Origin of the sequence: Cyclobacterium sp. 1_MG-2023, from assembly GCF_030546805.1 — a bacterium.
Lineage (GTDB): Bacteria > Bacteroidota > Bacteroidia > Cytophagales > Cyclobacteriaceae > Cyclobacterium.
This window is the reverse complement of record NZ_JAUOPC010000001.1, coordinates 359,440-380,521: the sequence shown is the minus strand read 5'-3', so window position 1 is coordinate 380,521 and position 21,082 is coordinate 359,440. Positions and strand designations below refer to the sequence as shown.

Here is a 21,082-nt window from a genome sequence, read left to right as displayed (position 1 = left end):
ATGGCACTTCAGTCAAAAAATAAGATAGAAACTAGTTTCAGCATGTCGTCCATGACGGATATTATTTTTCTATTGCTTATATTTTTTATGCTTACCTCATCCTTTATTACCCCTTCGGGACTTCCGGTGAATTTACCTTCCAGCGAAAGTTCAGACATCGTTATGCAAGAGGTGACCGTTAGTATTACAAAGGACTTAAGATTTGCTGTCAATGACAAGCAGGTAAATAGAGATCAGGTGAAAGCCGAATTAACCAGCTTATTGAATGAGAACAAAGGCTACGTGGTATTGCATATAGACAAAGAAGTTCCTGTAGAATATCTGGTAGAAATTGGGGGAATTGCTGCAAGTTTAGATGCCAATGTAACCATTGCAACACAACCGTTTAAGTAAAGGATGGAAATTTGGGAGGACCATAAAGCTACTGTAGAGAATAATAGAAAAGCAATTATCATTACTTTAATCATTAATGTAATGTTATTGATTGGCTTTTATTTTATTATGGTGTGGAAGCAACCTGATCCACCCATGTCTCAATTTGGACTGGAGTTAAACCTGGGTTTTTCAGATATGGGATCCGATGCAAAACCCACAGAAACACCCCCTTCTACAAGTCAAGAAACGGCCGAAGAGGCGCCGGCCCCGGGTGAGCCTGCTCCTGAACCCACAGAAAATATAACACCTGTAAGCCCACCGCAATCGAATCCTTCTCCCGCTGAGGTTCAAAAAAGTGAGCCAAAAATTGAAGCTGTTTCTAAAGCACCTAGTCCGGTAAAAGCAGAACCTAAGCCGGTAGAAAAGAAGGAAAGTACCAAAGAAACGACCAAGAAGGCAGAAGTACCTGTAAAAAGCGAACCTGAAGAAGAACCACAACCAGAAAAAGTTGAAAAGCCAGAACCTAAAGTTGATCCCAGAGCAATATTTGGAGCGGGTGGGACCACAGGAAGCGGCAATCAAGCTACCACCGGAAGCAGTCAAGGAAACAGTTCCCAGACAGGGGATGAAGGTAAGCCAAATGGCACCATCGATGGACGATCCATTTTACAGTCAGGCAAAGGAAATACCGGAGATGGAGCCGGGTATGACCTGGACCTGGCGGGTTGGGATTTTGCCTCCAAACCCAATATCCAAGACAGGGTGTCCAATAGGAATGGCAAAATTGTCTTTAACATTACCATCAATGATAGCGGAAGGATTGTACAGGCCATTCCAGATACTTATAATGTAAGTAATGAAGTATTGAATTATTACCGTAAAGTAGTCAACAGCTTGACCTTTAAACCACAAAGTGGAAATACCATTGCTGAGTATTCCAAAGGAAAAATCACCTTTATCATCCGCGTAGATTAATTGATCCCCATGAATTATCAATCCTCCCTGGACTTTCTGTTTCAGGCCTTGCCCATGTTTCAGCGGGTTGGAGGTGCTGCTTTTAAAAAAGACTTAAGCAATACCCTAAAACTTTGTGCGCACCTCGGAAACCCCCAACATAAGTTCAAAAGTATTCATATTGCCGGAACCAATGGAAAGGGGAGTACAGCACATGCTCTGGCCGCTGTATTGCAAGCAGCAGGATATACCACCGGCCTATATACCTCCCCACATCTAAAATCCTTTAGAGAACGAATCAAAATAAATGGAATAGAAATCCCCGAAAATGAGGTCGTACAGTTTGTTGAAGCCAATAAAGATTATCTACTGGAACTGAAGCCTAGTTTTTTTGAAATGACCGTGGCTCTCTCTTTTGCTTATTTTGCCAAACAAGGGATCGATTATGCTGTAATCGAGACAGGTATGGGAGGAAGATTTGACAGTACAAATGTTATCCATCCGCTTCTCAGCATCATAACCAATATAGGTTTTGACCATGAGCAGTTTCTGGGAGATACCTTAGATAAGATTGCATTTGAGAAAGCAGGGATTATCAAAGAACATGTGCCGGTCGTAATTGGGCAAACCCAAGATAAGACAGCTAGTGTTTTTCGCACCATTGCGGCTGATCGTAAGGCCAATATCATCTTTGCAGATCAATCTTTGAAAGTGAATTTTACCGGATACAATAGACAATCTAAAGATAAAAGCCTGGCCCAATATTCACTTTCCGGTAGTGCAGCTACTGTAGCCAATATAGAATTGGATCTACTGGGGAGTTATCAAGCCAAAAACCTCCCGGCAATTATAGTGGCCTTGGATCAATTGAATGCATTGGGTTTGCAACTTCATCCCGAACATATAAAAGAGGGCTTGTCCCATATTATCCCTAATACCGGACTGAAAGGGCGCTGGCAAATTCTCTCTACAGAACCACTAACCATTTGTGATACAGGTCATAATGAAGATGGAATTCAAGAAATTATTGACCAGCTGTTGGTATTAAAAGGCCGGAAAAAGCTTTATATGATTTTGGGAATGGTAAAAGACAAGGCCCATTATAAGGTGCTTGAAAAACTACCTAAAGATGCCGAATATTTCTTTTGTCAAGCCGACCAACCAAGGGCTATGCCTGCCAAAGAACTTCAAAGCTTAGCGATTGAATTGGGTTTGCAAGGGGAGGTAATTGAGAATGTTAATCAAGCCAGAATGGCAGCAGAAAAAAAGGCAACAAAAGAGGATTTAATTTTTATAGGAGGAAGTACCTTTGTTGTGGCAGAAATAAATGATTTATAATAATGGGAAGAAATAAACTAGAGCGGTTTAGGCAAAATGAAGAAAATGCCAATGTGGTTCAACCGGGAAAAGACATTTTTGAAGAGATCAAGGGAAATTGGAAATCCGTGCAGTTTAAAAGTGATGCCCCATTGGTGGTAGAACTGGCTTGTGGAAGGGGAGAGTTTACCGTAGGGCAAGCCAGGGTTGATGCCTCAAAAAATTTTGTTGGGGTGGATATCAAAGGCTCTAGAATTTGGAAAGGAAGTAGCATTGCTATTGCAGAAGGTTTAGAGAATGTGGCTTTTTTAAGAACCCAAATTGAGCTTTTGGAAGATTCATTTGAGGAAAAAGAGATTGATGAACTCTGGATAACCTTTCCAGATCCACGCCCCAAAGACAGGGACGAAAGGAAAAGACTTACTTCTCCTAAGTTTTTAGAAATGTATAAAAAAATCATGGGCCGGGAAGGTCATGTACATTTCAAAACAGATAATACCGGACTTTATGAATATACCTTCGACTTATTTGAAAGTAGAGAGGACATTGTCATTTATAAAAATACTAGAGACTTTTACCAATCGGAATGGAAAGACATCCATCATGGCATCATGACGCGGTACGAGAAGATGTTTATGGACAAAGGAGAAACGATTAAATACATTGAATTTGGCTTTAAAGAAGCCTAATCTTCAATTTCTAGGGTTTCTAAAATATCAGCCAATTCATCAAAATCTTTAATTCCCGGTCTGATTTCATGGCCGGCTTTCATGCTGATACCCTTAATCCGGGTTTGGTCCAATAGCTGCTCAATATTCTGTTCATCAAAACCAAATCCAAGCAGTAAATCACATTTCTCAGCAATAGTTTTTAGTTTATCATGAATTGCAGGACTTATTTCCAGTGGTTGGTCAGCTTCTAGGTTCAACATCACATTGTTTTCCTTCAGTGAAACAGCATAATCCATGAGGTCATCCAAGTCTGCTTCTTTATTGATGGTACTCTTGAAAATTAAGCCGTAACTGGAGTTTTTAAGCATGGGAAGGTGCAGTTTTTCTTCTATTTGAATATAAGAAAACCCCTCATACTGCATCAATGTTTCTAAGATTTGAGCAGGATGGCTGTTTGAAAATTCAGCAACATATTCCAGGCCGGATAGCCAATCGGTTATTTCTTTGAATGCGGTAGGGCTCACAAAGTATTCATTTTCATTTTCCAGAGAAAAACCCATTAAGTCGACATACATTCCCGAACAATAACGTGCATCGCTTAAGTTGTTAACATTACTTATCTTTACAAAAGTTTTTAAAGCCATTTTATTTTAGTGGATTATTTGCGTAATTTTCAATTGAATTCAAAGATAGAAAATGAAAATTTTTAATAAAAGGTATTGGTTGCTACCCCTCCTTATTTTTATGGGAAGCTGTGCCGAGGAGACTGAAGATCCTGAATTGATTACTTCCACCTATTTTCCACTGGAAATTGGTAGTTATTGTGAATACAGCGTAGTGGAGACGGTTTATTTTGGGGAGAATGACTATGAAACAACGAATTATTATTATAGAGATGAACTAAAAGACTTCTATTTGAATGAGATGAATGAAATGGTGTATTTGTTTCACCGAAGTAAGTCCACGGATAGAAGTGAGTGGGCCAATGTGGAAGTTTATACGGCCAGTTTTAAACAAAATAGAATCATCCGAAATTTCAATAATCAACAAGAAGTCATCCTCGTTTATCCGGTAAGTTTGGATTTTAGCTGGAATGGAAACAGTTACAATAATAACGGGGAGGAAAATTATTTTATTGAAAGTATTGGCAGCTATATTTTAAATGAATTTGCTTTTTCGGACGCTGTAAAAGTTAGAAAAAGTGAAGAGGATGATTTGATCACCATTCGGGACAATAGATACGAGGTATTTGTAAATAATATCGGGATGGTGGAAAATTTCTATGAAGTATTTCAATACTGCTCTAGAAACGACTGTTTGGGTGAACAAATTATTCAAGAAGGCCGTTCTACTCATATGAGGCTTATTGATTATGGTGAAATTTAGTACAGCACTAGTTTTTTTAATTTGTTTAACTATAGTCAATGGATTGGCTCAAGACAGGTATGCTGTACACTATAAATACAAACCGGATGCGGCTTTAAGCCTTGAACAAGCTGAAGGTTTGCTAAGTCCAAAAAGTATTGAAAGAAGAGTTAGGGATAATATATTATTGGACAGCACAGACTTACCTGTTTCTTCAAAATACATAGCAGCCATCAGTCCTTTTGTGAATAAGTTTATTTATCATTCCAAATGGCTGAATGCTTCCATAATTGAGTCCTCTCAAGATGGCATTAAAGACATTTCATCCCTTGACTTTGTTAGTGAAGTCAATCTTGTAGCCAAGGGAGAAGGAGGTACTTTGGAAAGAAGTACCAAGAATTATAAAGTTAAAAAGAAAAAAAAGCGCAATAACCGTGCTGTAGCCCCTTCAGATTTTGAATTTCAAAACAGCATTTTGGGTATTTCAGCCATGCATGAAGCAGGATTTACCGGAGAGGGTGTTTTAGTTGCTATTTTTGATGCGGGATTTTTAAATGTAGACAAGATACCGGCTTTTGAACACCTGTTTACTGAACAAAAAATTTATGCCACCAAAGATTTTGTCTTGCCGGATTCCGACAATATATTTAGGGCAGATACCCATGGAACGGGCACCCTGTCACTTATGGCTTCTTATGATCCGGAAAACCTTATTGCCGGGGCCTTTGGAGCCAGCTATATCTTATGTATAACAGAGGATGTAGATTCAGAATATAGAATTGAAGAGTACAATTGGGTAAAGGCTGCTGAATATGCTGATAGTCTGGGAGTGGAGTTGATCAACAGTTCATTGGGGTACAATTATTTTGATGATGAGACGATGAATTACTCCAAGGAAGATCTTGATGGGAAAACGGCTATCATTACCAGAGGGGCCAATATGGCAGCTGAAAAAGGGATTTTAGTGATCAGCAGTGCTGGGAATGAAGGAAATATCAGTTGGGAAACCATAACCGTACCTTCAGATGCAGAGAATATTCTATCTATAGGAGCCATCAACAGCAACTTTAATAAAGCAGGGTTTAGTTCTATTGGACCAAGTGCTGACAATAGAATCAAACCGGAATTGGTGGCTTACGGAACGGGCGTTACCCTTTGGCGACAAGAAGAGGGAACCAGTAATTCCAGTGGCACATCATTTTCTGCACCTCAAGTGGCAGCTTTGGCGGCAGGATTGAGAGAAGCAAACCCCACTTGGACCAATGAAAAATTGAGAGAACAAATATTATTGAGTGGGTCACAGTTTTCTCAACCGGACAATGAATTAGGATATGGAGTCCCGGATTTTACCAGGGCCATGTTTGGTAAACGCATTGAAGAAGGAGAGCCGGAAAGTGAATCCATTACAAGGGTGTACCCCAATCCCTTGACTAAAGATGAGTTGCTTATTGAATTTGGGACTTCTATCAACTGCACCATGAAGTTGTTTGCCAATGATGGGAAGCTGATAAGTGTGCATGAATTGGAACGGAGCAAAAGTAATTTTCCCTATAGTGCCAGTATGAAAGTTTTAAACCCCGGAATCTATCTGGTTGAATTACAAGACGATTCCTCAGTATCAACGGTGAAGTTGTGGAAGAAATAAGGAATTGAACTTAAAAATGCCTTTTTTTGTATCCTAAACAACTATTGTATCAACCTAAATACTATCCATATGAATCCATTAATAGCCCCCTCAATATTGGCTGCAGACTTTGCTAATCTTCAGCAGGAAGTTGAAATGATTAATGATTCTGTAGCAGATTACATCCATGTAGACATTATGGATGGTGTATTTGTTCCCAATATTTCTTTTGGTTTGCCGGTGGTGGAAGCCATAAATCGCCATGCAAAAAAGCCATTGGATGTCCACTTGATGATTGTGGAACCGGACAAGTACTTAGAAGCTTTTCAAAAAGCCGGCGCAGCTCAGATTACTGTACATTTAGAGGCTTGCCCACACTTGCACCGAACCGTACAAGCAATTAAAGCTTTGGATTGTAAAGTAGGCGTTGCGATTAATCCACATACACCTATCAGGTTATTGCAAGATATAGTGAAAGAGGTAGATACTGTCTTAATAATGTCTGTCAACCCCGGTTTTGGCGGACAAGAATTTATAGAAAATACTTATAAAAAGATACATGCTTTGGGAGAACTAATCGTGGAAACTGGTTCTCATGCAAAAATTGAAATTGATGGCGGGGTAAGTTTAGCCAATGCAAAAAAACTGTTTGAAGCAGGGGCTAATGTATTGGTAGCAGGTAATTTTGTGTTTTCATCAGAAAATCCAACTGAGACTATCAATAAGCTAAAAAGTATTGTTTAAATTCAAAAATTGTCCCTAATAAATAATTTTTAGCGCATTTTTTTGTTCATTGTTTGTTAAATTGGTTGATTCTGATTTAATTCGAGGGTATAAAGCATTTTATAAATTGAGATAAAATTATGAAGAAATTATTAGGATTGGCCTTTTTATTTGTAGGTCTAATAGGTTTTAATGCACAAGCACAAGACGAAGCTGCTGAAGAAATTACGGATGAGGAAATTGCTAAATTTGCTGCAATGGAGGATTCTGTAATGGCTTTTTATGAGCAAAAGAATGCAGAATTGGTATCTATGATCAAAGACAATGAGGTGATAGATGGTGCTGCCCGTTACAATGAAATAAAAGGTGCGTGGGATGATGAAGCCAAGCTTACAGAAATTGAAATTACAGATGAGGAGAAAGTTGCTTATGAAGCCATTTTAGAATTTATGGGTTCTTTGAGCACAGAGGTTAGGGAAATGAAAATTGGCTTGATCAAAAATGATGATGTGTTGGGAATTTCCACCTTTAATAAAGTGAATAAAGCCATGAAGGCTAATCCTGAAATTAAGGAAAAAGTGGACAGTGAAATTGCTCAATTGAAAGAAAAAAGAAGTACTGAAGAGGAAGAAAGCCCTTCTGACGCAGGATGATATTATTTATTTTCTGTAGAGATAATAAAAAAACCCTCATTTATTGAGGGTTTTTTGATTTTCCTGCGTTAGTAAATAAAAGATTGTTTATTGTTATGGAAACTAGAAAGCATTTGTTTTGCCTTTGCGCCTTATTTCTAACCCTACTATTAATCAATACCTATGAAAGCAGGGCACAGGAAGACATTTTTGGGATTGAAAAAAAGATAAAAAGCAGAAAAAGTGACAATGAAGTTGGCAATGCATTTAGGAATGCTGTCAGCAATTTTTCTTTTGAATTATCTTCCGGAGCAGGTTTTCACGAATACCAGCTTGATTTTTTGAGTGAGGAGCCTGAAAACTACCCAATCACAGATTTGCAAACCATGGAAGCTCCAGAATTTTCAGGACCGGATACAACATTGTATAGAAGCACAGGCTATGCTTATCCGGTTAATTTAGGCGTTCGCTTAAATTTATTTGACCTCATAAGCATTGGTGGTGGCTATGGAAGAGAATGGGGTAGCTTAGACAGGCTAACAGGAAATGGTAATACATTTGCTTTGGAGCAGGAGAAATACACCTATGATAAATTATATGGTACCGTTGGATTGGTGCTTTGGGATTCCAGAAAACGGATTTCTTTTCTAAGGTGGAAATACCGTAAATATTCTGAAAGCAACCTTTCTATCCAAGCCCAACTCAGGCAGAGGGCCAGTCAACATTATCCTTGGAGGTTAACTTTAGAAGGTGAATTTGGTTCAATGACTTTTAAAAAATCTTTAGACCCTCAACTTGCGGTGGTCAAAGGATATTATGGGCTTGGACTTAGAATCGAACGAGATTTGGGCGAATATTCCAAAGTTTTTATAAAACCTGCAGCAGAGTTTAGACCATATGATTATAATATGGTGGACCCCATGGAAATTCAGGGAGTTAAACAATCTCTTTATACCGTACAACTGGGGGTGGCCATAAGTTTGCCGGGTACCAAACGCTGTAAAATCGCGGGTTGCAAGGTGGTTATGAAGCATTTGCACAATGGGGTTGAATACCGGGGAAGTTCTATTTTCAAAAGGCAGAATAGAAAAGTAGGACAGTGGTATGGCAACTGATTTTAGGCTTTCGAAAGCTACTTTTCCAAATTATTTCCTGTAAATAGGAAAATTAACTCTATGAATATAAAAAGGATACCTAATTATTCATTTGTATCAAATATATTATTTTTCTAAACCTGTACTTTTTGCTATCTTGCAGGTTATTAGCGAGAAAATTTAAATATGGCTCAAGGAGAAAACGAGAACATCATCCCGATTAATATTGAGGAAGAAATGCGTGGTGCTTACATCGATTATTCGATGTCAGTAATTGTTTCCAGGGCTTTACCGGACGTAAGGGACGGTTTAAAGCCTGTACACCGCAGAATCCTTTATGGAATGCAGGAGTTGGGGGTTTCCCACAACAAGCCTTATAAAAAATCTGCAAGAATAGTTGGTGAGGTATTGGGTAAATACCATCCACATGGAGATTCGGCTGTTTATGAAACTTTGGTTAGAATGGCCCAAACATGGTCGTTGCGATACCCATTGGTAGATCCTCAGGGAAACTTTGGATCAATTGATGGTGATAATCCGGCAGCCATGAGGTATACCGAGGCTAGGTTGAGGAGAATCGCTGAAGAACTGCTTACAGATATTAACAAAGAAACAGTAGATTTTCAGTTAAACTTTGACGATACCTTAAAGGAACCTATCGTCCTTCCAGCAAAAATTCCGGCTTTATTGCTGAATGGTGCCTCTGGGATTGCAGTAGGGATGGCCACCAATATGGCTCCTCATAATTTAGGAGAGGTCATAGATGGAATTCATGCCTATATTGACAACAATGACATCACTATTCCGGAATTAATGGAGCATATTATTGCTCCCGATTTCCCTACCGGAGGAATTATTTATGGCTATAATGGAGTGAAGGCTGCTTTTGAAACCGGTAGAGGTCGGGTAATTCTAAGGGGCAAAGCTACCATAGAGACCAAGTCTTCAGGAAAGGAAATGATCATAATTAATGAAATTCCTTACCAGGTCAATAAAGCGTCCATGGTTGAGAAAACCGCTCAACTGATCAATGAAAAGAAAATTGACGGAATTTCTGCCATAAGGGACGAGTCGGATAGGCAAGGAATGCGGATTGTTTATGAGCTCAAAAAAGACGCTGTACCCAATGTGGTGCTCAACAACCTTTACAAGCACACCCAACTGCAAACGTCCTTTAGTGTAAATAATGTGGCCCTAGTCAAAGGTAGACCATTCACATTAAACCTTAAAGAACTTATTCTGCATTATGTAGAACATAGGCATGATGTAGTTGTAAGGCGTACGGAATACGAACTAAAAGAAGCTGAAAAAAGAGCACATATATTGGAAGGTTACCTGGTAGCCTTAGACAATATTGATGAAGTAATTCAACTGATCAGAGATTCAAGAGATCCGGAAACAGCCAGAAATGGTTTGATGGAAAAATTTGATCTTACAGAGATACAGGCACGTGCCATTTTGGACATGAGGTTGCAACGCCTTACCGGAATGGAAAGGGCCAAAATTCAGCAAGAATACGATGAATTGATGAAACTTATTGAAGAATTGAAAGATATTCTAGCCAATAAGGATCGAAGAATGCAAATCATCAAAGACGAGCTGGAAGAGATTAAAAACCGTTACAATGACGAGAGAAGGACTACCATTGAGCACAATGCTGAGGACTTCAATTATGAGGACATGATTCCAAATGAGGAAGTAGTGATTACTGTTTCCAATCAGGGATATATCAAAAGAACCGTTCTCACAGAATACAAATCTCAAAGTAGAGGTGGTGTAGGCTCCAGAGGCGTCAGTACCAAAGAAGACGATTACACCGTCTATTTATTTACTGCCTTGACGCATAACTATTTGTTGATATTTACTGATCAAGGTAAGCTGTTCTGGCTTAAAACTTATGCCATTCCTGAAGGTAGTAAAACATCCAAAGGAAGACCCATTCAGAACCTTATCAATATAGAAAGCTCCGATAGAATTAGGTCTATTATCCAAGTAAAAGACCTTGGAGATGTAGATTATATCAATAATAACAATATTGTGATGGTCACCAAAAAGGGTATCATCAAGAAAACCACCCTTGAGCAATACTCCAGACCAAGAACAAATGGAATCATTGCCTTGAATATCAGGGATGATGATCAGTTGCTAAACGTGGAACTGACCAATGGTGATTCCAATATTGTAATTGCTTCTAGCTCAGGTAGAGCAGTTCATTTTCATGAATCGAATGTTAGACCAATGGGTCGAACTGCAACCGGAGTAAAAGCCATAAACCTCGATGGGGAAGAAAACCATGTAATTGGCATGGTTTGTGTTCAAAGAGAAGATGCAACGCTTTTAGTTGTAACCGAAAAAGGATATGGAAAACGTTCCTTTTTGTCTGAATACAGAATTACCAATAGGGGTGGAAAAGGCGTGAAAGCCATGAACATCACTGAGAAAACCGGTGGTCTGGTAGCCATTAAAGAAGTGGTGGATACCGATGATTTAATGATTATTAATCGATCAGGTATTACCATTAGGACTCCTGCTGAAGGAATCAGAGTGATGGGCAGAGCTACCCAAGGTGTTAGATTAATTCGATTGAATGAAAATGACGAAATTTCATCTGTAGAGAAAATCGAAAACATTGAAGTTGAAGAACCAGACAGTACTGTGGAAGGTGAAGGACCCGATAACACCAACGATTCCGAAAGTTCTCAGACAGGGGAAAATGAAGAAAATCCTAATAACGAATAATAATTGAAACCAATAAAGAACCGCACTAGTAACATGAAAAAATTAATTTTATCGTTGGCTGTGGTGGGCATCGCCTCAACAGTTGCCTTTGGCCAGAAAAAGGTAGTTAGATCTGCTGAAAAAAACCTTAACAGGGGAAATCTTGAAGAGGCATATACCGAAATAAAAGCAGCAACTGCTGATGAGGAAACCGGAGCTCAATCAGACACCTATTTTATTAAAGGTAAAATAGAAACCAAGATGTTTGAAGCAGATTCCTCTAATACACAAAGTACTGTGGATTTGGGTAGAGAAGCACAAGGAAGTTTTGTTAAAACCTTCGAAATGGAGGACAATGATTCTACTAGCAAAGTAAGTAAAGATTTGTTCAAAGAGGTTTTACCGGATATGCCTCCTAATTTTCAAGGTGAAGGTATTTACCGTTTGAAAAATGCGTCTTTCAACAAAGCCATAGCCAAATATGAGGAAGAAGACATGGAGCTTTCTCACGAGTTTTTCGCTTTGGCGGCAGACTTGGATCCAAATGATACTTCTATCGTATTTAATGCAGGGTATACTGCCAATATGATTGGCAATACTGAAGCTGCAAAAAAATACTTTACCGAATTATTGGATGTTCCGGAATACAATAAGCTAAACGCCTATTACTTCCTTATACAAATTGCAAGTGCTGAAGACAATGATCCTGAAGAAGCTTACCGTGTGGTAACTGAAGCAAGGGAAGAATATCCTAATGACAAAGGCTTGGCCGAGTTTGAAATTCAATTGCTATTGCAGTTGGATAAAATGGATGAAGCGATGACTTCTATTGAGAAAGCATTGGTAAATGACCCTAACAATCCTGCCATTAGGTTGAGATATGGTTACTTGAAGGAGAAGTCTGGAGATATGGAAGGTGCTTTGGAAGAGTACAAAAAGACAGTTGAAGCTGATCCTGAATTCTTCGAAGGAAACTATTATGCAGGTGCCATCTACCTAGACAAAGCCAGAAACATCATTACAGAAGTAAACAACCTATCTGATGATGAGTGGGAAACTAAATCTGAAACGATGCTTAAAGAAGCTGACGGATTATATTTAGAAGCATTGCCTTATTTCACTAAAGCTTCTGAGTTGAAACCTGACAATACTGATATTATGGAAATTTTATTCCAAATACATACAAGGTTGAAAAATGAAGCGAAAGCTGAAGAATATAACCAAATTCTTTCTGACAAATTGGGAGAAAACTGGCTTGAAAGATAGTATTTCAAAATACTAAATTTGAAAGGCTCGGGTGTTTAACTCGGGCCTTTTTTTGCATTTTTTATAATAAGTCCTAGCTGGAAACTCCTTAGTTCCTTTTTGGAAATCCGTATATAATACGGGTTCAAGTTAATTTTATTGAATACATCTTTGTCTTTCTTATTAGAGCAAAGCCATAGACTTAAACTAATGAAAGTCTTTAAAGTAAACCTTTCTAAGCTCTATTGTTGACAGTAATTCAAATTTATTGACCCCTATTTAATAATAGACATCTTTAATCAAATGGCTTGGTGGTCAAGTATTTGATAATGCCAAAAAAGCGAATACTTTCTATAATCATTACATCCACTCGGAAGGATATTCGTGCAGGTTAAGGTCCCATATCCAAGGTAGATAAAACAAAGCCACAATTAAAATCAAGATTATTGAAAGTAAATTAAGAAACAAGCCTGTTCTCATCATCACCGGAATGGTTAAGTAACCTGATCCAAAAACCACTGCATTGGGAGGCGTTGCTACAGGTAACATAAAAGCACAAGAAGCTGCCATGGTTGCTCCAATCATTAATGCATATGGATGTACTCCCATGGCTAAAGCTACAGCAGATAGTATGGGTAAAAGCATGGATGCAGTAGCCACATTGGAAGTTATTTCCGTAAGGAAATTTACAGCTGCAATAATGATCAGTAAAAACAACCAAAATGGAACATTATTGAGCAATACAAATTGTTCTCCAATCCAATTGGCTAAACCGGTTTCTTGAAAAGCTTTGGCCAGGGATAATCCACCCCCAAATAAGATCAAAATTCCCCAAGGAATCTTCTCAGCCACCTTCCAATCCAATAAGCGCTCATTTTTTTCATTTCCGGCAGGAATTACAAAAAGTAACAATACACCAAAGATGGCGATTATGGTATCGTTCAATACCGGAATATAGGTTTGCAAGATAAAACTTCTAAACATCCAGCAGAAACTCACCATGATAAACACATATAGCACCCTCCGTTCTTGCAAGCTAATGGGTCCTAGCGCCTGCAACTGACGGTTAATCTCTTCTTTACCACCTTCCAGTTGAAGACTTTTAGGAAATTTAAAAGCATAATTCACCAAATAATACCAGCAAACAAATAAAAGAGAGCTAGCCAAAGGCAAACCAATTAACATCCATTGGGCAAAACTAATCTCTATCCCATAAGTACTTTTCACCACGCCGGTTAGGATGATATTGGTCGGTGTACCTATAATGGTGGCAATACCACCAATTGATGCACTATATGCAATCCCAAGCATTAATGATTGACCAAAAGTGTTTTCTGTTCCTTTATTGGTCTGAGACATTTGCACCACAACAGCTATGGCTATTGGAAGCATCATTAGGGAAGTGGCTGTATTGGAAATCCACATGGAAAGGAAAGCTGTAGCTACCATAAATCCAAGTACTATTCTTTTTAAATCAGTACCCAAGTAAGAGATGATTTTTAGTGCGATTCTTTTGTGCAGATTCCATTTCTCTATACTTACCGCAATCATAAATCCTCCCATATAAAGCAGCACCATGGGGTCAGAATAGGGGATAGACGTAGGTTTTAGCTCCATAATTCCCGTTAGCGGAAATACTACCAAAGGCAGTAGAGCGGTGGCTGCTATCGGAATTGCTTCTGTAATCCACCAAATGGCAATCCATAGCGTCACAGCAAGTAATGAAACACCTTCAGGAGACAACCCTTCAGGCGCAATGCCAACATATATACCTAGAAAAACAAAGGGTCCTAGGAACAACCCGATTTTTTGAGTTTGCATACAATTGATTAAAACCTAAGATTACCTAAAATTGATTAAAATCGAAAGCATTCTTTATAGTAATGGTTGGTCAATTTAATTGGAGACCAAATTTTCTAGCTATGCGGTTCCTTTTATAAATGATCTCAATTGTTTTACACTAGATTTAGGAGGTTTATGTATTATTGTTAAAAATAAATGAAAAAATTTACTAATATTGAGGTCAGTCGAAAAGTAAAATCAGTAAAATTCTTTTGCTTGCGCTTAGTAAAAGGAAAAAAAAACTTATGGTCAGATACAAGCCCAAATTTATGAAGCGAATTACAAGTTTATTCTTAATAGGCATTCTATCATTTTTTGCCTTCCAATGTGCTCAGGATGGGCCTAAACTCACCTTAAATAAGGGAGATCATATCATCCTGATTGGTAATAACCTGGGATCAAGAATGATGAACTATGGTCATTTTGAAACAGAAATGCATGTTCGTTATCCGGATTCTTTATTGTACATAAGGAATATGAGTGATGGAGGAGATACTCCTGGTTTTAGACCACATGCAGGAAGAGTTTCCCCTTGGGCTTTCCCAGGAGCTGAAGAATTTCAAGACGAATTGGCTACTAATTCAGGCAGTGAAGGCCATTTTGAAACACCTGATGAATGGATCAAGCGACATGAAGCAGACATTATCATTGCCTTCTTTGGCTACAATGAGTCTTTTGAAGGTGAAGAGGGTTTGGAAATGTATAAAAAAGAATTAGAAGCCTTTATTAATCATACAAAAAACACTGTTTACAATGGTGAAGCCCCACCTCAGCTTGCTTTGGTGTCTCCAATCGCCTTCGAAGACTTAAGTGGTGATTTTGATTTACCAAATGGAGAAAAAGAAAACAAAAACCTGAAAATGTATACGGATGCAATGAAGGAAGTTGCAGACAGAAATCAGGTCTTGTTTGTAGATGCTTATTCACCTTCTTCCTCCTGGTTTTCTTCTGCAGATGAATACCTTACCATAGATGGTTTTCAGTTGACAGAGGAAGGATATAAAAAGTTTTCAACTTTTTTAACCGATAAAGTTTTCGGCTCAGATAAGGCAGTAGCGGAAGATAAAAGGGCCGCCATTCATGCCGCTGTAAAGGAAAAAAATTGGATGTGGCACAATGATTATAAGATTCCTAATGGCGTCCATGTTTTTGGTAGAAGGTACAATCCTTTTGGCCCGGACAATTATCCTTATGAATTGAAAAAAATCCGCCAAATGACGGAAAATAGAGACCAAGCCATTTGGAAAGCCAATCAAGGTGAGCAATTTGACTTGGCAAAAGCAGATGAGAGCACCATAGAATTGCCACAGGTAGAAACCAATTATAACCCGGAAAAAAATGGCGATCTGGAATATCTTTATGGCCAAGATGCCTTGGATAAATTTGAAGTAGCAGATGGGTATAAGGTAGAATTATTTGCTTCCGAAAAAGAATTTCCGGATTTGGCCAATCCTGTTCAAATGACATTTGATACCAAAGGTAGATTGTGGGTGTCCGTAATGCCTAGTTATCCGCATTACAAACCGGGAGATCCTAAACCAAATGACAAGATCTTAATTTTAGAAGATACCGATAATGATGGGAAAGCAGACAAACAAACAGTTTTTGCTGACAGTTTGCATTTACCAATAGGAATGGAGATTGCTCCCGAAGGAGTCTACCTGTCTCAAGGCACCAATTTTATCATTCTAAAAGATGAAGATGGAGATGATTATGCGGAAAAAAGAGAAATTCTATTAAGTGGATTTGACGATCATGATACGCACCACAATATTTCTGCCTTTGTAGCAGACCCTTCAGGAGCCATATATATGGGTGAAGGGGTATTTCTTCATACAGATGTAGAAACTCCTTACGGTCCGGTAAGGGCTACTAATGGCGGTTTTTACCGGTACAATCCAGCCAGAAGAAGATTGGAGAGAACCGCTCAGCTTCCTATACCTAACCCTTGGGGAATTGCTTTTGATGATTGGGGACAGAATTTCTTTGCCGAGACTTCAGGACCTGATGTACGTTGGATGATGCCGGGATCAGTGAAGTCACGTTATGGTGAAGGAAATCACAAAGGACCAAACTTGATCGAAGATGCTCACAGGGTAAGACCAACCTCAGGCTTGGAATTTGTATCCAGTAGACATTTTCCTGAAGAAGTTCAAGGAGACTTGTTGATCAACAATACCATCGGATTTTTGGGTATGAAAATGCACCGAATGGTGGAAGATGGTACAGGGTATGACAGTGAACACAGGGTGGACCTTATCAAAAGTAGCGATGGGAATTTCAGACCGGTAGACATGGAATTTGCTCCTGATGGTTCCCTATACTTTGTAGATTGGCACAATATATTGGTTGGTCACATGCAGCACAATGCAAGGGATCCATTGAGAGACCATGTACATGGAAGGATTTATAGAATCACTTATCCATCAAGGCCTTTGGTGACTCCTCCAACCATTGATGGAGCATCCATTGAAACTTTATTGGACAATTTGAAATTGCCTGAGTTTAGGGCCAGATATGCAACGAGAATAGAGCTAAGAGGTAGAGATACTGAGGAAGTTTTGTCTAAAATGAAAACATGGATTGCCAATTTAGATGAAAATGATCCAAGGTATGAACATCATTTACTAGAAGGACTATGGGTTAGCTGGGGACTTAATGCCGTTGATCAGGACTTGTTGAAAAAATTAATGGATTCTGAAGACCATCGAGTAAGAGCGGCAGTCGCTAGAATTCTACGCTATACCGGTCATCAAGTAGCTGATCAGGTAGATTTACTTAAAAAAGCCGCTGCTGATCCTCATGGACGTGTAAGGCTGGAAGCCATAGTAGCTGCTTCCTGGCTAGACAAAGAGGATGGATTGGCCGTTTTGGAAATAGCCAATGAACACCCGATGGATGATTGGATGCAAAAACCATTTGAGACATCTTTGGCTCACCTAAATGATATGTCTGTCAAAAATATGGTGATCAATCCTGATGGATCTGTGGTATTCCAAAAAGCTTCTGAGGAAGCCAAGGCATCCAATTCAAGATTGAAAGGAGAAGAACTTACCTTATTCCAAATGGGTAAGGCCATTTATAGCAAAGAAGGTTTTTGCATTACCTGCCACCAGCCGGATGGTAAAGGCTTGAGCGCTTCAGGTTTCCCACCATTGGCAGGAACCAAGTGGGTAAATGGAGACGAAGAAAGGTTTATTAAGATTGTGTTGAATGGATTGATGGGGCCAATTGAAGTATTGGGCAAGGAATATCCCGGTCAGGTACCCATGACACCTTATGCAGGTATGCTCAATGACAAGGAAGTTGCAGCAGTGATCACTTATGTAAGAAATAGCTTTGGAAATGAATCCTCGGCAGTAAGTCCCGATAAGGTAAAAGCAGTAAGGGCTGCCATCAAAGACAAAACAGGATTCTATTCTCCTACCGAGCTATTACAAGAGCATCCTATGGAAGAATAGAAGTAATTTGATTAGGGTTTATGAAAGCCCAATCTCACGCCAATTAATAAAATTTCAAAAGCCAGTTCATTGTTTATGGACTGGCTTTTTTATTTCCTTTCTTCGGATCCTCAACAGGTTCATGGTGTGGCGGATAAAAATCTTTTGGCTTGCTGCGCTTGCCTAAGCACAAAAAAACTGTCCATTTCTTTACAAATTTTAACATTACTGTAAGGATTGGATCAAAGAGAATTTCTTGAAGGAATGAATGTTTACTTACTTTCCAAACATTAATTGATTGTAATATTTAAATCTGTATAAGGTGCCCCATTTCCACATCTTTTTAAAATCCTCTTCTTTTATTTTACCTAAAGCTCTAAGTCGGTAATAATCCACAATAGGATGATAGATGAAAGCATAAATAAAAGCAATGATAACAAATTGCCCGGTAGATAAATATCCTTCTCGCCAGGGTTGAAATATCAATATGTGCGAAGCATTAGCCACTAGATGATAGATTAAATTGTTTTTCATAACTCTTTCATATTCTAGCCAACCAAATACAAGTGTTCGTTTCGTAAATATGGTATCTACTATTAATGTAGTGAATTTATTCTGTAATTAAAATGTATATTCTCGAAACCCTTATGTCTGCTAAATAAAATCAGTATACGACATACTTACCGGTATAAAATGCTCATCTACTTGTACTTGGTGTCGTTCTATTTTATTAATCCTATTTTTATTGACCATAAAGGACCTATGGGTACGGATAAAATAGGAGGGAAGTAGCTTTTCCAATTCTTTAAAAGTCATCCTACTCATTATCTTTTCATTTTTCAATTGCAGGCTAACGTAATTTCCTGAGGCTTCACAGAACAATAGCTCATCAAAATTCACCCTTTGTTGGCTGTCTGTAGTCTTGATAAATACAAACTCAGGTTCTTCTGAAGGTTGCAAAGCTTTCCAATCTCTTGCTTTTTGACAGGCTTTTAAAAAGCGACTTAGGGGAAATGGCTTTAAAAGGTAATCCAGTGCATTGAGTTCAAAACCTTTAACCGCGTATTCTGAATAGGCGGTAGTAAAGATAACCATAGTGGATTCAGGAAGCATGGCCATCAGGTCGATTCCTGAAATATCAGGCATATTGATGTCCAGGAAAATAAGGTCTACCGGTTGTTGGCTTTGGTACTCCAGTCCCTGGATGCCATCAGAAAAAACGGCTTCCAGACTAATGAAAGGAACTTTGGAGGCGTGGGATTTGATCACCTCCAAAGCCATTCGCTCATCATCAATTGCTATTGCTTTTAACATAAAGTTAAATTTGTACTAGGTAATAGAAGGTCTTCAGGTTAAATCAATCTAGTTGTAAGGAGAAATGTACGAAAAATTCACTTTCATTGGAAATGGTGGAAAGACTATACTTTCCGGAATAATAGTGTTGAAGTCGCTTTCTTACATTTTCCAATCCTATCCCGGATTCATCTTTGGGATCATCCGTCACTTTTTTTGGATGGATACTATTGACCAAATCCAGGTGTACCGTTCCTTGCATGCAGCGTAGGTTGATCCTTATCCAGGACTTGTTTTTGGTGCTAATGCCATGCTTGAATGCATTTTCTACAAAAGGAATCAATAACATGGGAGCAATTTGTCCCTCACATTCATCCACCGGCAATTTGAAGTCTACCGTTAAGTTTTCCTCATTTTCAAAGCGCAACATTTGAAGGTCTAGGTAGTTTTTAACATAGGCAATTTCTCTTTTTAAGGGGATTTTATCCTGTTGGTTTTCATGGATCATAAAGCGCATCATGTCTCCAAGTTTTTGAACGCCATCGGCCGTTTTTTCTGCATTCTCCATCAATGCAGTACCGTAAAGGGTATTTAGGGCATTGAACAAGAAATGAGGATTGATTTGCGATTTAAGAAAGCTTAAATTGGCGGAGCCTACCTCTACCTGATGAGAGAGGTTTTTTATTTGTCCCACCATTGTGAGATATTTATCAAAAGCCAGGTTAGAAATTGGAATAATTACCAATTGTATCAATAGTCCAATGCCCAGACCAATTAAAAGTGGAATTTCTTCCTGTTCAACTAAGCCAATAAAAATAAATGCACCTGGGAGGATGAATAATAAAGAAATATTAAACCAGTTGGCAGCCTTTCTTTTTCCCACCTGTCGTTTTTTATAAATAAGGAAATAATTATAAACCAATATCAAAACAATTGTTGGTAGTGCAAAGGCCAATACAAGGGCGATCCCCCTATGCACAAGCTCATTAATCTGGAGAAGGAATAATGTCAGAAAAAACAAAATACTACCTAGGCGAATTGAGTTGTAGGGTTGAAAATCCTTCATTTTTGGAGGGGTCAACACTTGCTTCAAAAAGATCACCCAAACCAAATAGCCTAAATAAATGGCCATGATTTTAAAATAGAATGCCGTAAAAGGGGCTTTAGTGATATTTGCTCCATCAGAAAATAAAGTAATGATGATGTAGGAGAAAATGGCAATTAAAACGCTTAGTATAATCAAGCGTGCCATTTTTTTATTCTTTAGGTAATTCGGTATCAGTACCTTATGAAACAGGAAAAAGACTAGAAATAATAGTAGCGGAATAATAATTTTGGCGAAATAGCCAATTAAACCATCATTAATCGAATGATAACCCCCATTACCTGCACTGAGTATATTGACCAAAACAATTATCAGAAAGACCAGGGTAACGATCCACCATTCGATTTGCCGAAATGCCAAAGGTTTATTTTTCATATTTGTTCAATTTATAAATTAAAATTTAAACCGAATATTTTGCATTCGGTTCTGAGTGGGTTTAATTGATTAGAATATTTATGGGCAGCATAAGCCAAGTAGATATTGTACAGTAAGCCTGCAATAATCAATAGTATATAACATTTTTTGTTGGTTTTGGTCATGGCGATTCTTCATTGAAAACATCCGGATCGTGTAATAACAGGTTTTGATGCCTGTTAATATTTACACAAGAATATTGCTTTCAGAAGCTTCAATCAAAGAAATGTGACGAAATGGGGTGATACAGGGATGGAAATGTTCTTGACG

The 21,082-nt window shown here is 38.5% G+C and carries 17 protein-coding genes; 12 read left to right on the top strand and 5 right to left on the bottom strand.

Annotation, left to right across the window (positions count from 1 at the left end; all coding sequences use genetic code 11):
• The 4 genes from Q4534_RS01390 to trmB are packed head-to-tail and all read left to right on the top strand — an operon-like array spanning position 1 to position 3,335.
• Entirely contained in the window at positions 1-393 is a 393-nt protein-coding gene (locus Q4534_RS01390; protein ID WP_303611376.1) for a biopolymer transporter ExbD, read from the top strand.
• 3 nt (positions 394-396) lie between these two features.
• Entirely contained in the window at positions 397-1,350 is a 954-nt protein-coding gene (locus Q4534_RS01385) for an energy transducer TonB (protein WP_303611375.1), read from the top strand.
• A 9-nt stretch (positions 1,351-1,359) separates the two neighbouring features.
• Complete coding sequence (locus Q4534_RS01380) at positions 1,360-2,667, top strand: folylpolyglutamate synthase/dihydrofolate synthase family protein (RefSeq protein ID WP_303611374.1); 1,308 nt, start codon at positions 1,360-1,362, stop codon at positions 2,665-2,667.
• A gap of 2 nt (positions 2,668-2,669) precedes the next feature.
• Positions 2,670-3,335, top strand: coding sequence for a tRNA (guanosine(46)-N7)-methyltransferase TrmB (trmB, locus tag Q4534_RS01375; protein ID WP_303611373.1), 666 nt, complete (start codon positions 2,670-2,672; stop codon positions 3,333-3,335).
• Here the strand turns inward: trmB and Q4534_RS01370 are convergent.
• Entirely contained in the window at positions 3,332-3,961 is a 630-nt protein-coding gene (locus Q4534_RS01370; RefSeq protein ID WP_303611372.1) for a phosphoribosylanthranilate isomerase, read from the bottom strand. The genes trmB and Q4534_RS01370 overlap by 4 nt on opposite strands.
• Positions 3,962-4,013: 52 nt before the next feature.
• Here Q4534_RS01370 and Q4534_RS01365 point away from each other — a divergent pair, with 52 nt between their 5' ends.
• The 7 genes from Q4534_RS01365 to Q4534_RS01335 all read left to right on the top strand — a co-directional run bounded on the left by Q4534_RS01365 (position 4,014) and on the right by Q4534_RS01335 (position 12,739).
• On the top strand, positions 4,014-4,703 hold the full coding sequence (locus Q4534_RS01365; RefSeq protein WP_303611371.1) for a hypothetical protein: 690 nt from the start codon (positions 4,014-4,016) through the stop codon (positions 4,701-4,703).
• Positions 4,690-6,327: a S8 family serine peptidase gene (locus Q4534_RS01360; protein WP_303611370.1), complete on the top strand. Its 1,638-nt coding sequence runs from the start codon at positions 4,690-4,692 to the stop codon at positions 6,325-6,327. Before Q4534_RS01365 ends, Q4534_RS01360 begins: the two co-directional genes overlap by 14 nt.
• Positions 6,328-6,396: 69 nt before the next feature.
• Positions 6,397-7,050 (top strand): ribulose-phosphate 3-epimerase, encoded by a 654-nt coding sequence (gene rpe / locus Q4534_RS01355; RefSeq protein ID WP_303611369.1) that lies wholly within the window; start codon positions 6,397-6,399, stop codon positions 7,048-7,050.
• Positions 7,051-7,169: 119 nt separating this feature from the next.
• A complete protein-coding gene (locus Q4534_RS01350) occupies positions 7,170-7,682 on the top strand; it encodes a hypothetical protein (RefSeq protein WP_303611368.1) in 513 nt (170 codons plus the stop codon).
• A gap of 95 nt (positions 7,683-7,777) precedes the next feature.
• Positions 7,778-8,776 carry a hypothetical protein gene (locus Q4534_RS01345; protein ID WP_303611367.1) on the top strand — a complete coding sequence of 333 codons (999 nt, stop codon included), beginning with the start codon at positions 7,778-7,780 and terminating at the stop codon, positions 8,774-8,776.
• Positions 8,777-8,941: 165 nt separating this feature from the next.
• Positions 8,942-11,494: a DNA gyrase subunit A gene (gene gyrA, locus Q4534_RS01340; RefSeq protein ID WP_303611366.1), complete on the top strand. Its 2,553-nt coding sequence runs from the start codon at positions 8,942-8,944 to the stop codon at positions 11,492-11,494.
• A gap of 33 nt (positions 11,495-11,527) precedes the next feature.
• Positions 11,528-12,739: a tetratricopeptide repeat protein gene (locus Q4534_RS01335; RefSeq protein WP_303611365.1), complete on the top strand. Its 1,212-nt coding sequence runs from the start codon at positions 11,528-11,530 to the stop codon at positions 12,737-12,739.
• Between the two features lie 339 nt (positions 12,740-13,078).
• Here the strand turns inward: Q4534_RS01335 and Q4534_RS01330 are convergent, their stop codons facing one another.
• Entirely contained in the window at positions 13,079-14,539 is a 1,461-nt protein-coding gene (locus tag Q4534_RS01330) for a DASS family sodium-coupled anion symporter (RefSeq protein WP_303611364.1), read from the bottom strand.
• Positions 14,540-14,829: 290 nt separating this feature from the next.
• On the opposite strand from Q4534_RS01330, the gene Q4534_RS01325 reads away from it, so the two are divergent.
• Positions 14,830-18,021, top strand: coding sequence for a PVC-type heme-binding CxxCH protein (locus Q4534_RS01325; RefSeq protein WP_303611363.1), 3,192 nt, complete (start codon positions 14,830-14,832; stop codon positions 18,019-18,021).
• A 255-nt stretch (positions 18,022-18,276) separates the two neighbouring features.
• Here Q4534_RS01325 and Q4534_RS01320 read toward each other — a convergent pair whose 3' ends face one another.
• From Q4534_RS01320 to Q4534_RS01310, 3 genes are all read right to left on the bottom strand, one after another.
• Complete coding sequence (locus tag Q4534_RS01320) at positions 18,277-18,534, bottom strand: hypothetical protein (protein WP_303611362.1); 258 nt, start codon at positions 18,532-18,534, stop codon at positions 18,277-18,279.
• Positions 18,535-18,654: 120 nt separating this feature from the next.
• Positions 18,655-19,314 (bottom strand): LytTR family DNA-binding domain-containing protein, encoded by a 660-nt coding sequence (locus Q4534_RS01315; protein WP_303611361.1) that lies wholly within the window; start codon positions 19,312-19,314, stop codon positions 18,655-18,657.
• A gap of 43 nt (positions 19,315-19,357) precedes the next feature.
• The gene (locus Q4534_RS01310; protein ID WP_303611360.1) at positions 19,358-20,773 is read right to left on the bottom strand and encodes a sensor histidine kinase; all 1,416 of its coding nucleotides are present in this window, start codon (positions 20,771-20,773) and stop codon (positions 19,358-19,360) included.
• Between the last annotated feature and the right edge of the window lie 309 nt (positions 20,774-21,082).

Excerpts from the sequence above, each read along its gene's own strand:
- Q4534_RS01335 (WP_303611365.1), top strand. The coding sequence starts at position 11,528 with ATGAAAAAATTAATTTTATCGTTGGCTGTGGTGGGCATCGCCTCAACA.
- Q4534_RS01365 (WP_303611371.1), top strand. The coding sequence starts at position 4,014 with ATGAAAATTTTTAATAAAAGGTATTGGTTGCTACCCCTCCTTATTTTT.
- Q4534_RS01325 (WP_303611363.1), top strand. The coding sequence starts at position 14,830 with ATGAAGCGAATTACAAGTTTATTCTTAATAGGCATTCTATCATTTTTT.
- Q4534_RS01360 (WP_303611370.1), top strand. The coding sequence starts at position 4,690 with ATGGTGAAATTTAGTACAGCACTAGTTTTTTTAATTTGTTTAACTATA.
- Q4534_RS01370 (WP_303611372.1), bottom strand. The coding sequence starts at position 3,961 with ATGGCTTTAAAAACTTTTGTAAAGATAAGTAATGTTAACAACTTAAGC.
- Q4534_RS01350 (WP_303611368.1), top strand. The coding sequence starts at position 7,170 with ATGAAGAAATTATTAGGATTGGCCTTTTTATTTGTAGGTCTAATAGGT.
- trmB (WP_303611373.1), top strand. The coding sequence starts at position 2,670 with ATGGGAAGAAATAAACTAGAGCGGTTTAGGCAAAATGAAGAAAATGCC.
- Q4534_RS01330 (WP_303611364.1), bottom strand. The coding sequence starts at position 14,539 with ATGCAAACTCAAAAAATCGGGTTGTTCCTAGGACCCTTTGTTTTTCTA.
- gyrA (WP_303611366.1), top strand. The coding sequence starts at position 8,942 with ATGGCTCAAGGAGAAAACGAGAACATCATCCCGATTAATATTGAGGAA.
- rpe (WP_303611369.1), top strand. The coding sequence starts at position 6,397 with ATGAATCCATTAATAGCCCCCTCAATATTGGCTGCAGACTTTGCTAAT.
- Q4534_RS01390 (WP_303611376.1), top strand. The coding sequence starts at position 1 with ATGGCACTTCAGTCAAAAAATAAGATAGAAACTAGTTTCAGCATGTCG.
- Q4534_RS01310 (WP_303611360.1), bottom strand. The coding sequence starts at position 20,773 with ATGAAAAATAAACCTTTGGCATTTCGGCAAATCGAATGGTGGATCGTT.
- Q4534_RS01345 (WP_303611367.1), top strand. The coding sequence starts at position 7,778 with ATGGAAACTAGAAAGCATTTGTTTTGCCTTTGCGCCTTATTTCTAACC.
- Q4534_RS01320 (WP_303611362.1), bottom strand. The coding sequence starts at position 18,534 with ATGAAAAACAATTTAATCTATCATCTAGTGGCTAATGCTTCGCACATA.
- Q4534_RS01380 (WP_303611374.1), top strand. The coding sequence starts at position 1,360 with ATGAATTATCAATCCTCCCTGGACTTTCTGTTTCAGGCCTTGCCCATG.
- Q4534_RS01315 (WP_303611361.1), bottom strand. The coding sequence starts at position 19,314 with ATGTTAAAAGCAATAGCAATTGATGATGAGCGAATGGCTTTGGAGGTG.
- Q4534_RS01385 (WP_303611375.1), top strand. The coding sequence starts at position 397 with ATGGAAATTTGGGAGGACCATAAAGCTACTGTAGAGAATAATAGAAAA.